The sequence below is a fragment of the Quatrionicoccus australiensis genome, from assembly GCF_020510425.1.
In the GTDB taxonomy this organism is placed as follows: Bacteria; Pseudomonadota; Gammaproteobacteria; order Burkholderiales; family Rhodocyclaceae; genus Azonexus; species Azonexus australiensis_A.
Genome location: NZ_JAHBAH010000001.1, coordinates 3,809,134 through 3,821,547, shown reverse-complemented (window position 1 = coordinate 3,821,547; position 12,414 = coordinate 3,809,134). Strand labels below are relative to the sequence as shown.

12 protein-coding genes and 1 riboswitch are annotated in these 12,414 nt (G+C 61.9%); of the genes, 6 read left to right on the top strand and 6 right to left on the bottom strand.

The window, feature by feature from the left end; translation table 11 throughout:
* Window positions 1–35: 35 nt before the first annotated feature.
* Both KIG99_RS18185 and KIG99_RS18180 read right to left on the bottom strand, forming a co-directional pair.
* Complete coding sequence (locus KIG99_RS18185; RefSeq protein WP_226461448.1) at window positions 36–1,922, bottom strand: SurA N-terminal domain-containing protein; 1,887 nt, start codon at window positions 1,920–1,922, stop codon at window positions 36–38.
* A 124-nt stretch (window positions 1,923–2,046) separates the two neighbouring features.
* The gene (locus KIG99_RS18180; RefSeq protein ID WP_226461447.1) at window positions 2,047–3,468 is read right to left on the bottom strand and encodes an aminotransferase-like domain-containing protein; all 1,422 of its coding nucleotides are present in this window, start codon (window positions 3,466–3,468) and stop codon (window positions 2,047–2,049) included.
* Between the two features lie 145 nt (window positions 3,469–3,613).
* Here KIG99_RS18180 and KIG99_RS18175 point away from each other — a divergent pair, with 145 nt between their 5' ends.
* On the top strand, window positions 3,614–3,946 hold the full coding sequence (locus KIG99_RS18175; RefSeq protein WP_226461446.1) for a DUF2917 domain-containing protein: 333 nt from the start codon (window positions 3,614–3,616) through the stop codon (window positions 3,944–3,946).
* Here the strand turns inward: KIG99_RS18175 and KIG99_RS18170 are convergent.
* A complete protein-coding gene (locus tag KIG99_RS18170; RefSeq protein WP_226443446.1) occupies window positions 3,900–4,112 on the bottom strand; it encodes a hypothetical protein in 213 nt (70 codons plus the stop codon). The two genes, KIG99_RS18175 and KIG99_RS18170, sit on opposite strands and share 47 nt — an antisense overlap.
* Window positions 4,113–4,261: 149 nt before the next feature.
* Between KIG99_RS18170 and KIG99_RS18165 the strand changes: the two genes are divergently transcribed.
* The 4 genes from KIG99_RS18165 (at window position 4,262) to KIG99_RS18150 (ending at window position 6,022) form a co-directional block, all read left to right on the top strand.
* Window positions 4,262–4,426: a hypothetical protein gene (locus KIG99_RS18165; RefSeq protein WP_226461445.1), complete on the top strand. Its 165-nt coding sequence runs from the start codon at window positions 4,262–4,264 to the stop codon at window positions 4,424–4,426.
* 68 nt (window positions 4,427–4,494) lie between these two features.
* The gene (locus KIG99_RS18160; protein WP_226461444.1) at window positions 4,495–5,052 is read left to right on the top strand and encodes an O-acetyl-ADP-ribose deacetylase; all 558 of its coding nucleotides are present in this window, start codon (window positions 4,495–4,497) and stop codon (window positions 5,050–5,052) included.
* 103 nt (window positions 5,053–5,155) lie between these two features.
* Entirely contained in the window at window positions 5,156–5,491 is a 336-nt protein-coding gene (locus tag KIG99_RS18155; protein WP_226461443.1) for a hypothetical protein, read from the top strand.
* Window positions 5,492–5,557: 66 nt separating this feature from the next.
* Window positions 5,558–6,022 carry a YbaK/EbsC family protein gene (locus KIG99_RS18150; RefSeq protein ID WP_226461442.1) on the top strand — a complete coding sequence of 155 codons (465 nt, stop codon included), beginning with the start codon at window positions 5,558–5,560 and terminating at the stop codon, window positions 6,020–6,022.
* An 85-nt stretch (window positions 6,023–6,107) separates the two neighbouring features.
* On the opposite strand, the gene purL is transcribed toward KIG99_RS18150, so the two are convergent.
* Window positions 6,108–10,037 (bottom strand): phosphoribosylformylglycinamidine synthase, encoded by a 3,930-nt coding sequence (gene purL / locus KIG99_RS18145; RefSeq protein ID WP_226461441.1) that lies wholly within the window; start codon window positions 10,035–10,037, stop codon window positions 6,108–6,110.
* A gap of 156 nt (window positions 10,038–10,193) precedes the next feature.
* Window positions 10,194–10,421: a CsbD family protein gene (locus KIG99_RS18140; RefSeq protein WP_226461440.1), complete on the bottom strand. Its 228-nt coding sequence runs from the start codon at window positions 10,419–10,421 to the stop codon at window positions 10,194–10,196.
* Between the two features lie 268 nt (window positions 10,422–10,689).
* Between KIG99_RS18140 and KIG99_RS18135 the strand changes: the two genes are divergently transcribed.
* A complete protein-coding gene (locus tag KIG99_RS18135) occupies window positions 10,690–11,184 on the top strand; it encodes an RNA methyltransferase (RefSeq protein ID WP_226461439.1) in 495 nt (164 codons plus the stop codon).
* 43 nt (window positions 11,185–11,227) lie between these two features.
* On the opposite strand, the gene ribB is transcribed toward KIG99_RS18135, so the two are convergent.
* Window positions 11,228–11,887 carry a 3,4-dihydroxy-2-butanone-4-phosphate synthase gene (gene ribB / locus KIG99_RS18130; protein WP_226461438.1) on the bottom strand — a complete coding sequence of 220 codons (660 nt, stop codon included), beginning with the start codon at window positions 11,885–11,887 and terminating at the stop codon, window positions 11,228–11,230.
* A gap of 85 nt (window positions 11,888–11,972) precedes the next feature.
* Window positions 11,973–12,133: riboswitch (FMN riboswitch) on the bottom strand.
* Between the last annotated feature and the right edge of the window lie 281 nt (window positions 12,134–12,414).

Sequence of the window (12,414 nt, the reverse complement as noted above, 5' to 3'; positions counted from 1 at the left end):
AGCCGGCTTTTGGTTTCCTTTTAACTGAGAGGAAATCAGCGATCCTTCGACTCCAATGCAGCCTTGTTCACTTCGACCTTGTAGCGATTGCGCAAGGCAGCAAGATACAACTGCACATCTTCCTGGGATTGAAGCGAGCCGAGCTGACGAACCACCGCCTGACGCCGGGCATCATCAAGCTTGTCACCCGCCTCAACTTTGGCAACCTTATAGAGTGCGTAGCCGATCCCCGGGAGTTCAACACCGGCGTAAGCCGGAAGCTTGCTGACATCAGCCTTGAAGACGAGCGGCGCAGCCAGCGGATGGATCAGGCGCGCATCCATGCGGGAAACACTCTTGGCACCTCCCCAGGCCAGCTTGTCCTCGCCCTTTTTAAGGGCCGCCAGACGAGCCTCGCCTTCGTTCCTGGTCTGCGCCAGCGCCTCACGCTGCTTGAGCAGGGTTTCAATATTCGCGCGAACGCTGTCGAATGACTGCAACTCGGTCGGCTTGTATTCAACGATACGCGCAGCAACCAGCGTATTGGCGGCGACTTCGACCGCTTCGGTATTGCGCTTGTTCTTGACCGAGTCTTCCGAGAACAGGGCAGCCAGAAGCTTTTCATTGCCGAGCGGACCGTTGACCGGATTGGCCTGGCGCAACAGCCAGTCGGACTGCTTGACTGCAAGCTTGAACTTGTCGGCCGCCGGCTTCAGGCTATCGGGCTGTTCATAGACTGCATTGCTGAAAGCCTCGGCGGCTTCGGCAAATTTGCGCGACGCAGCTGTCTTCTTCAGTTCTGATTCGATTTCGGCCTTGACGTCAGCCAGCGGCTTTTCCTTGCCGGCATGAATACCCGTGACCTTGATGATGTGGAAACCAAAATCGGATTCCACCACACCGGAAATCTCGCCTTCCTTCTGGCTGAAAGCGGCATCGTCGAACGACTTGACCATCATGCCGCGACCGAAGAAGCCGAGATCCCCACCCTTGGCAGCGGAGCCCGGGTCATCCGAGTTCTTTTTGGCCAGTTCGGCAAAAGCAGACGGCGTCTTCTGGACTTCCTTGAGAAGTTCAGCAGCCTTTGCCCGCGCCTTGTCCTTGCCGATTTTTTCCGAGGCAACCAGGATATGGCTGGCGCGCCGCTCTTCCGACTGCTGGAACTTGTCCTTGTGACTGTCGTACCATGACTTGATCTCGGCATCGGTGACCGCCAACTGGGCTGCAATGCCGTCCATCGAAAGAACGACGTATTCGGCCTTGAGGCGCTCCGGCATTTCGAATTGCTTGCTGTTCTCGTCGTAGAACTTCTTCGCCGCGCCATCGGCCAGCTTGACCTTGGCCAGATACGCATCCAGACCGAGGCGATATTCCATGACTTCGCGCTTTTCACTTTGGATGGCCAGCACCCGGTCACTGACCGCATGCGCCATCAAACCGGATTGCCCGACCGCTCCCGCCAGTTGCTGCAGGGTCATGTCCTGACGCAGTTGCGCCTCGAAGCCGGCGGGCGTCATGCCCTGTGCCCGCAAGGCCGCTTCGTAGCGCTCGGACGAGAATTTGCCATCGACCTTGAAAGCCTCGACCGAACCGATGGTACGACGCACGGCATCATCGCTGGCAAACATGCCGCGCTTGCTGGCTTCAACCAGCAGCAAACGTTGGTTGATCAGATCATCGAGAATTGCACTGCGCGCTTCGACAGTATCCAGAATCTTGGGATCGAACTGGCCTCCCAACTGGGTCCGCAGCTTTTCCTGCTGTTCCTGCAGCGTCTGCCGGAATTGCTGCTGGGTAATCTTGATGTCGCCGACCTTGGCCACATCGTCGCCGGTGCCCACGCTGCGAACGTAGGACTCGACGCCGAAAAAGGCGAACGGCAGTGTAATCAGCGCCAGAAAAATCTGGACGATCTTCTTGTTGTTCCGGACTGCGTCAAACATGAGAGGAGAAACCCTTCGGATGCAATATAAGAAGCGGACCCGTGCCCGCCTTCATTGGGACTGATGGCCCGTACAGGCCAATGTGGAATGATACCGTAGTTTTTGCAGCCTCCATTTGGTGCAATTACGGGTTTTCAATCAAGGCACCGAGACGGCGCACGGCATCATCGATTTCCGGCGTATGCGGATTGCCGCAATTGAGACGCAGGCAATTGCGGTACATACCGCTGGCGGAAAAGAGTTCGCCGGGCACAAAGGAAAGATTTTCGGCTACCGCCCGCTCATGCAGGCGCGAAGCGTCGAACACCTCCGGCAACTCGACCCAAAGCACGAAGCCACCCTGCGGCCAGGCGATCCGGGTAGCTGCCGGAAAATAGCGGCTGACCGCCTGCCGCATGCTTTCAACCTGGCTTTCGTAGCTGCGCCGCAAACTGCGCAGATGCCGCTCGTAGGCGCCGGACGCCAGATATTCGGCGAGCACATGCTGGGTCAGCGGATTGGTGGCACCGCTGGTGATCGTCTTCTGCAGCGCGATCGCCGAACGGTGCCGCCCGGCGGCGACAAAACCGATGCGCAGCGACGGCGTCAGGCTTTTCGAGAAGGAGGAACAGAGCATGACATTACCGGAGGTATCGAAGGCCTTGATCGGCCACGGCCGCTGACTGCCGAAATGCAGGTCACCATAAATATCATCCTCGATTACCGCGACACCGCGGCTGGCGGTCAACGTCGCCAGAAGGCGCTTTTTCTCGTCAGGCATGACACTACCCAGCGGATTGCTGGCATTGGGCACCAGCAGACAGGCAGCAACCGCGCCATCGCGGGTCGCCAGATCGAGTGCCTCGACCGAGATGCCGGTCTGCGGATCGGTCGGAATTTCCAGCGCCTTCAGACCCAGCGTTTCGAGCAACTGCAGCATCAGATAATAGGCAGGTGACTCGACGGCCACCGTATCGCCGGGTTTGGTCACTGCCCGCAGGCAAAGCCCGAGCGCCTCGGTACAGGAATTGGTGATGACGAATTCCTCTGCCGCGAGCGGTCCGCCCCAGGCCAGCGAACGACGAACCAGCTGCCGGACCAGGGCCGGCTCGTCCATATTGATATGGCTACCGCCTTCGAGAAGTTTCGGTTGCCGCCGGGCGATACCCGCGTATAAACGGTGCAATGCCGCCAGAGGCAACAACCCAGGCGCCGGCAAGGCAGCGGCAAACGGCGCCATGCCCGGCTTGGCACCGGCCTGCAGGACACGCACCAGGCGCTGCGAGACGTCGACCGGCACCGGCTCGACCGGCGGCGGCCGAAGCACCGGCTGGGCCCGTGCCGGCTCGACCCGGCGCACGAAGTAACCCGATTGCGGCCGGGCCTCGACCAGCCCCCTGCCCTCCAGTTGATGCAAAGCCTGCACCACCGTGGACACCGACAAACGCCGCTCCACGGCCAGGCGCCGCACCGACGGCAGACGATCACCGTGGCAGAGGCTCCCACCACTGATCATGCCCTCCAGTTCGGCCGCCAGTTTTTCATAGCGCAAAAGTTCCGCACTCATCGATCACCCATACAGTTATCACCACGCAGGACCAGTACAGTTCAACAAACAAACAACTGTACTGATCACAATTTATGTTTATTGAGACTGTATCAGCACCCCTAGCAAACCTAAAATTTCCGCATCGGCAACAGCGGAGAGCGTCATGCAAAACACAGCGCAAGCGGGTGAAATATTCGTCCAGGAAAACAGGCCTCTGCAACTGCGCGGTGCCATGACGATCCGCTGCACGGGCGGCACGGTCTGGATCACCTCCGCGGGAGAAAAACGCGATATTTTCCTGTCGACCGGACAAAGCCATTACAGCCAGAACGATGGCCTGACGCTGATCGAAGGGATTGGTGACGGATGGATACGACTGGAAAAGAATGCGCCAGCGGCACGCTGGCAGCGAATCAGGACGGCCGCCAGATACCTCTGGCGAAAACTGCTCAGTCGAACAGGTCGGGTTGCATCGGGGCCAGGTTGGTTCGCTTGACGGTCAAGCGAACCGGCAACCCCTGCCGGCCGATCGCCTCGACCACCATGCAGCCGCCGGAGGCTTCGGCCAGTACCCGGACATTGCGCATCGAGCGCCGGCTGCGTCCGCGATAAGTCGCCAGCATGCCGGCCGGAGGCAACCAGGCTGAGTTTACGCGCGACATTCGGGGACCTTTCATCCTTCTTTGATGGCCCAAGCCTACCCCGGATAAAACTTTTTTCGAATACTGTACATCCATACAGCTTTCGGTTATTCTGCGCCTGAACGCCAAACACTGTTCATCCATACAGTTACCGATAAGGAGTTGCTCCCATGAAACGTCTTCAACACTGGTTCGACCTGATGGCCGGCATTGCCCACGACGAACAGGCCCGTCTCGAACGCGCCCATGCGATTTTCAGCACCCGCGGTCTCAACATCGAAGCCCTGCAAACGCCCGCCTGCTGGCGCCGGCGCGCCCGCATCTGCGCCGCCTGAGTCAGAAGCCGGCGTGAAGGAGTCCGGCTGGGCGGTTATCATGATGCGGAAAATTCTGCGCATCCACCATGACCGCCGCCACATACTCTTATTGTGATGACCGCATCCACCTGACTGTCGGTGACCTGACCGAACAAGCCGTCGACGTCATCATCAATGCCGCCAACAGCAGCCTGCTCGGTGGCGGTGGTGTCGATGGCGCCATCCACCGAGCAGGCGGACCGGCCATCCTCGAAGCCTGCCGTATCTTGCGGCAAAGCGACTGGCCCGACGGTCTGCCGACCGGTCAGGTTGCCATCACTACAGGTGGCAAACTGGCGGCACCTTACGTCATCCACACGGTGGGCCCGATTTACGGCCAGCACGCCAGCAACGAAGCGGTGCTACTCGCCGCCTGCTATCGCAACGCCATTGAACTGGCGGCTCGACTTGGTCTAAGACGCATCGCCTTTCCGGCCATTTCGACCGGCGTTTATGGCTACCCGCCGGAATTGGCCGCCGGCGTCGTCTCGCGCACGTTAAGCGAGGTTCTCGCCAGCGGTGTAGCGGTCGACGAGATCAGACTGGTGTTTTTCAACGAGCAGCAGATGGCGAGCTTCGTCACCCACCAGCAATTTCCTCGCTAAAAAACGCCAGCCCCCTTGCCCGGCGCCCGCCCTGCGGCATAATTCAGGCTTCGGCCAGAAGCGGCAACCGAGCCGCCCGCCATCACCTATCCGGAGACAGCCCATGCAGCGCATCGACATTGACAGCGCCATCCGCCTGCACACCCAGTGGCGGCGCCAGTTCATGAATGCCTTTGCCGGTGGCGACTACGCCGACATGCCGCTTTCCGAACATCGCAGCTGCACCCTGGCCAAAGCGCTCCAGGAAGCCGCAGGCAGCGCCGAACTCACCCAGCTGATCAGCATCCACGACCGCTTCCACATGTTGGCCAACGAAATCGTCGAACTCAGCAACAACGGCCTCGGCGACTCGGCCGACCTGCTCCTGCCGGAACTCAACGAAGCTTCGCACCAACTGGTCGGCGAACTCGACAAGCTGCGCGAATACCGCGAGCGCTGATCGAACATTGGCAAAACGGTAACCGATTAGCGGTCGACCGCACCAAAACCCAAGAACCAGCCCGCCATGAGCCTGCAATCCGTTCGCGACTTCTTCGCCGCCCGTCAGCTCGACATTCCCATCATTGAACTGGAAGTCAGTACCGCAACCGTGGCGTTGGCCGCCGAGGCGCACGGCGTCGAAGCCGGCCGTATCGCCAAGACGCTCGCTTTTCGCATCAATGGCGACCAGGCCATCCTGCTCGTCGCGCGCGGCGACGCGCGTATCGACAATCGCAAATTCAAGGACTGTTTCGGCAAGGGCAAGATGTTGCCGGCGGAAGAGGTTGTCGAACTGACCGGGCATCCAGTCGGCGGCGTCTGTCCCTTCGGCCTCGCCAGCGAACTGCCGATCTACCTCGACCAGTCGCTGCAGGCCTTCGATGAAGTCCTGCCCGCTGCCGGCGCCATCCACAGCGCGGTTCGGCTCAGCCCGGCATTGCTTGCGGAAATTACCGGCGGCCACTGGGTCGATGTCTGTCAGCCGATATAGGGAAAAAGCAGGCAAACTCAACTGACAATAAAAAAAAGGAACTCCGCGGAGTTCCTTTTTTTGTTGTCGCAAGCGAGCCGGCGAATCAACCCACCCAGCGCCGCGCGTTGCGGAACATGCGCAGCCACGGCGAATCCTCGCCCCAGTTTTCGGGGTGCCAGGACATCTGCACGCTGCGGAAGACGCGTTCCGGGTGCGGCATCATGATCGTGAAGCGGCCGTCAGCTGTGGTCACCGCCGTCAAACCGTTCGGCGAACCGTTCGGGTTGTACGGATAGACTTCGGTCGGTTCGCCCTTGTTGTCGACGTAGCGCACGGCCGACAGCACCTTGCTCTGATCATCGGCGTTATCGAAGACAGCGCGGCCTTCGCCGTGCGAGACGACGATCGGCACTTGCGAGCCTTCCATGCCGGCGAAGAAGATCGACGGCGAATCGAGGATTTCGGTCATCACGAAACGTGCCTCGAACTGCTCGACCTTGTTGCGACGGAAAGCCGGCCAGTGTTCCGCACCGGGGATGATCGACTTGAGCGCGCTCATCATCTGGCAACCGTTGCAGACGCCGAGAGCAAACGTATCTTTCCGGTTGAAGAAGGCGGCGAATTCGTCGCGGCAGCCGTCATGCATCAGGATGGTCCGCGCCCAGCCGAGGCCGGCGCCGAGTACGTCACCGTAGGAGAAGCCGCCGCAGGCGACCAGACCCTTGAAGTCCTTGAGGCTGACGCGGCCGGCGAGAATGTCACTCATATGCACGTCGACCGAGGCGAAACCGGCGCGGTCGAAGGCGGCAGCCATTTCGTAATGGCTGTTGACGCCCTGCTCGCGCAGGATGGCGACGCGCGGACGACCGCTGACGTCCTGATAAACCTTGGTGAAATCTTCCTGCGGATCGAAAGTCAGCTTCGGCGTCAGGCCGGGATCGGTGACGTCGAGAATGCGGTCGAACTCCTGCTGCGCGCAGCTCGGGTTGTCGCGCATGGCCTGCATCTGGTAACTGGTCTCCGACCAGGCACGCTGCAGGTCGACACGCTTTTCGCGCAGCACGCGCTTGGCGTTGCGGGTGACGCGGATTTCGTCCCACTCGTTCATGGTGCCAACGAAGTGGTACGGCACACCACAGGCGCGCAGAATCGGCGTGACCTTTTCGCGGTCGGCACGGCGGATCTGGATCAGGGCGCCGAGTTCTTCGTTGAACAGCGCGCGCACAATGTTTTCGAAATCGCGACCGGCCAGCAGGTTGGTCAGCTTCTCGGAACCATCGACGTCGCCGGCACCGGCGTCGTAGCAAATGCCGTCGAGATCGAGCGACACGCCGCGACGCGTCGCGAAGGCCATTTCGCAGGCAGCAACGAACAGGCCGCCGTCGGAACGGTCGTGGTAGGCCAGCAGCAAATCATCACGATTGAGTTTCTGCACGGCATCGAACAGGCCCTTGAGCTTGGCCGGTTCATCGACATCCGGCGCATCGCTGCCGGTGGCGTTGTAAACCTGCGCCAGGCAGGAGCCGCCGAGGCGGTTCTGGCCGAGGTCGAGCAGCAGCAGTTCGGTTTCACCCTGATCGACAGCCAGTTGCGGCGTTTTGGTCTTGCGCACGTCGTCGACCGCTGCGAAAGACGTCACCACCAGCGACAGCGGCGAGACGACTTGTTTCTTGACGCCCTGATCTTCCCAGGCGGTACGCATCGACAGCGAATCCTTGCCGACCGGGATCGACACACCGATCGCCTTGCACAGGTCGGAAACGGCTTCGACGGTGTCGAACAGGCGGGCATCTTCACCAGCGACGCCGCACGGCGCCATCCAGTTGGCCGAGAGTTTGACCTTGGCTAGTGCGCCAACATCGGCGGCAGCCAGGTTGGTCAGCGCTTCGCCGATCGCCATGCGGCCGGAAGCCGGCGCGTCGAAGACGGCGAGCGGCGTACGCTCGCCCATCGCGAAGGCTTCGCCGAGGTAACCCTGGTAACCCATGGTGGTGACGGCGACGTCAGCCACCGGCACCTGCCACGGACCGACCATCTGGTCGCGCGCCGTCATGCCGCCGACCGAGCGATCGCCGATCGAAATCAGGAAGGTCTTGTCGGCAATGGTCGGCAGACGCATCAGGCGATAGGCGGCGTCCTTGAGTTCGATGGACGCGGCGTCGAAGGAAACGAAGGTTTCCGGCTGGTGCGTCACGTCGCGCGTCATGCGCGGCGGCTTGCCCAAAAGGGCTTCCATTTCCATGTCGACCGGATTGACGCCGAAATGGTCGTCGGTCACGGTCAGGTGGCCGTCGCCGGTGGCTTCGCCGACCACGGCAAACGGGCAGCGCTCGCGCTCGCACATGGCCTGGAATTCGGCGATACGGTTCGGCGGAATGGCCAGCACGTAGCGTTCCTGCGATTCGTTGGACCAGATTTCGGCCGGCGACATGCCCGGCTCTTCGGTCGGCACCTTGCGCAGATCGAAAATGGCGCCGACGCCGCCCGAATGGGCGAGTTCCGGCAGGGCGTTGGAAACGCCACCGGCACCGACGTCATGCACCGACAAAATCGGATTGTTCTTGCCCATCTGCCAGCAGCGGTCGATCACCTCTTGGGCGCGGCGCTGGATTTCCGGGTTGCCGCGCTGAACGGAGGCGAAATCGAGGTCTTCGGCGTTCGAGCCGGCCGTCATCGACGAGGCGGCACCGCCACCGAGGCCGATCAGCATGCCGGGGCCACCGAGCTGGATGAACTTGGTGCCGACCGGGAAGGTTTCTTCCTTGAACGACTGCTCGGCCTGAATGGAACCCAGACCGCCGGCGATCATGATCGGCTTGTGGTAGCCGCGCACCGTGCCGGCGACGTCCTGCTCATAGGTACGGAAATAGCCGGTCAGGTTCGGACGGCCGAATTCGTTATTGAAGGCAGCAGCACCGATCGGGCCTTCGAGCATGATGTCGAGCGCCGAGGCGATGCGCGACGGGCGGCCGTAGGCATGTTCCCAGGGCTGCGGGGCATCCGGCAGATTCAGGTTGGAGACCGAGAAGCCGCAGAGGCCGGCCTTCGGCTTGGACCCCTTGCCGGTGGCACCTTCGTCGCGGATTTCACCACCGCTACCGGTCGACGCGCCCGGGAAGGGCGAAATGGCGGTCGGGTGGTTGTGCGTCTCGACCTTGGTCAGGATGTGGGTCAGCTCTTCCTTGTAGCTGTAGCCGCGATCGGCATCCGGGTAGAAACGCTGGATGGTCGCGCCTTCGATGATCGAGGCGTTGTCGGCGTAGGCCATGATCGTGCCTTGCGGCGCGGCGGCATGCGTTTCGCGGATCATGCCGAACAGCGTCTTGTCCTTCTTCTCGCCGTCGATCACCCACGACGCGTTGAAAATTTTGTGGCGGCAGTGTTCGGAATTGGCCTGCGCGAACATCATCAGCTCGACGTCGGTCGGGTTGCGGCCGGCCTTGGTGAACACGTCGAGCAGGTAATCGATTTCGTCGTCGGACAGCGCCAGGCCGAGCGAGCCATTGGCGGCGACCAGCGCGGTTTTGCCGCCCTGGAGCACGTCGACCGTATTGAGCGGCTTCGGCTCGAAATGGCGGAACAGTTCGCCAGCGGCTTCAAAGCCGGGCAACACGGAATCGGTCATGCGGTCGTGCAGCAGGCCGGCGACAGTCTTCTTTTCGTCGGCGCTCAGGGCGCGATTGTTTTTCACCACCACATGGAAGGCGATGACGCGTTCGATACGCTCGATGGCATCGAGGTCGCAATTCCAGGCGATGTCGGTCGCCTTGGAAGACCACGGCGAAATGGTGCCGATGCGCGGTGCAACCAGGAACAGCTCGCCGGCATCGGAACCGGCGGCCTTCTCTTCCAGCAGCGTCGCCAGCTTGGCGCGCTCGTCGGCATTCAGGGCACGTTTCTGCGCCACGACATGCCAGTAATCGGCAAGCACCGATTCGATATCCGACACGGCCGCCACCAGGCGGGCTTGCAGGCGTTGCAGACGGAAGGCGGAAAAGGCGGCGTCGCCCTTGAGGCAAAGAATGTCGGCCATGGAAGTGGGGTCTGGTTAGGCGGAGAGGCCGGCATTATACCTGAGGCAGCGAAACGGCCGGCGACCGCGACAGTGAATCGCCCGATGACCAGCTCTGTAGCGATCAATCCACCGGGTCAGGACGGGCAAACCCCGCTACCTGACCATCAAGCCGAGTCAGGCAACAACACCCTTGGGACGAAGTTCCTTGGTGTGCTTTTCGAAACTCAGCACCTGGTTTTCAGCCTCTTCGGGGGTCACCGCGTAGAGCGCCTCAACCTGGCTGACCAGCACTTCGCGCCGGCCATTGATCAGTTCCAGCACGACGTTGTTGATCTTGCCCCAGCGCGACTTGATCTTGACCCCGACCAGCTTCCAGGCTTCCGCATCAATTTCCCAGCTCATATCCAGCTCCTTGTGCTTTGGCGAAGCAGCGAAATTGCCGGTCGCCCGCCCCGTCGCCAAGCGGCGGAAACGGCTTTCGAACCGTCTGTTGGGCGATCCGGAATGCAAACCCAGACTAGCGGCCGAGACCGGGGCCGTCTGTGCGGTTTCGCGCTTAGCGCAAAATGAGCGGAGCGGGCCGATCGGCAGCGCCGGCCAAAGTCATGCACAATGGCGGCCTGTCACGCGCCGGGGCAAGAACCCGGGGCTACGCTCCTTACCGAAAACCATGCAAACCATCACCAGAAACCAGGCCGTCCGCGACTGCACCGGCTATGCCTGCATCGGCCTCGACAACCCGAAGGGCCCGGAAAACGTCGGCGCCATCATGCGCGCCGCCGGCTGCTACGGCGTCAATTCGGTCTTCTACACCGGCAAGCGCTACGAACGCGCCGCCGAGTTCCGCACCGACACCAAGCAGGTGCATCTGCAATTGCCGCTGATCGGCGTCGACGACCTGCAACTGGTGATTCCTTTCGGCTGCACGCCGGTCGCCATCGAAATTCACCCCGATGCCAAGCCGCTCACCGAATATCGCCACCCGGAACGCGCCTTCTACATCTTCGGGCCGGAAGACGGCAGCCTGAAAAAGAAGGTGACGTCCTGGTGCAAGGACATCATCTACATCCCGACGCACGGCTGCATGAATCTCGCCGCCACCGTCAATGTCGTGCTCTACGACCGCATGCTCAAGGCCGGCGGCTGGCGCCCCGGCGCCGACTGAGCGGACAAGGCCGGCACCCGGACAGGCGCACCGGCCGTACTTCCTAGACCGCGACGCGCCGCGTGTAATCGGCCAGCGCCGCCACCGAGACGATGACCAGGCCGTGCCGTTCGGCGTAGTCGCGCACCTGCTGGCCGCGCAACATCGTGCCGTCGTCGTTCATCAATTCACAAAGAATTGCCGCCGGGCGCAGACCGGCCAGCTCGGCGATCAGCACCGAGCCCTCGGTATGACCGCGCCGGCCATGCACGCGCTGATCGTGGGCACGTAGCGGGAAGATGTGGCCGGGCCGGGCGAATTCCTCGGCCCGCGCATTCTCGGCCGCAGCGAGCAGCACCGTCACCGTGCGATCGGCCGCCGAAACGCCGGTCGTCACGCCGTGCCGCGCTTCCAGCGACACCGTGAACGGCGTGCCGTGGCGGCTGGTGTTGGCGGCCACCATGGGCGGCAGTTCGAGGCGGTCGGCGATGCGGTTGTCGAGGCAGAGGCAGACAATGCCGCTGCAGTCGCGGATGAAGCGGGCCATCCACGGCACCGTGACGTGCTGCGCGGCCATCACCAGGTCGGCTTCGTCCTCGCGATCGTCATCGTCGAGCATGATCACCGGCTGGCCGGCGCGAATGGCCGCGATGGCCTGTTCGACGGTGTTTTCGCCAGATTTGGCGACGGACTCGGAAGAGTCGTTGAGGCTGTTTTGATACATGAAACGCTCCTGAAAAAAGACGTGAAAGAGGCGTTCCAGGGATGCAGAAAAACCCACGGCTCTCCCTGCGGAGACCATGGGGTATCGCTGCCTTCTCTCATCCGGACTATGACCGTCGGCTTCGGCATTGGACCGAATCTGCTGACCCGCAATCATCCGGAGACGACTGCGGCGCTCGCGGGCTCGCGGCCATTTGCATGCCCGCCTACCGCCGGTGGGGAGTTCCACCCCGCCCTGAAGACCCGGCAAGGATACGCGCCGGAACGGCAACGGTCGAGCCGACAGCGCCGGTTCGGAACGGTCGACGGGAAAAAACGGGGCTTTTTACCGGTCGACCGCCCGGCACGCGCATTTTTCCGGTGTCCGTTGCAACAGGAAGGCTGATGCAACACGCCGCGAAAACCCGGACTTTTTACCGGTCGACCGTAAAAATTGCCGCATTTTCCGCCGCCGGGTAAAACCGGCGCGACGCCGAAAAACCCTTGCCGACGCAGGCCCAGCGCCGAAATCCGGATTTTTTGGCGGCA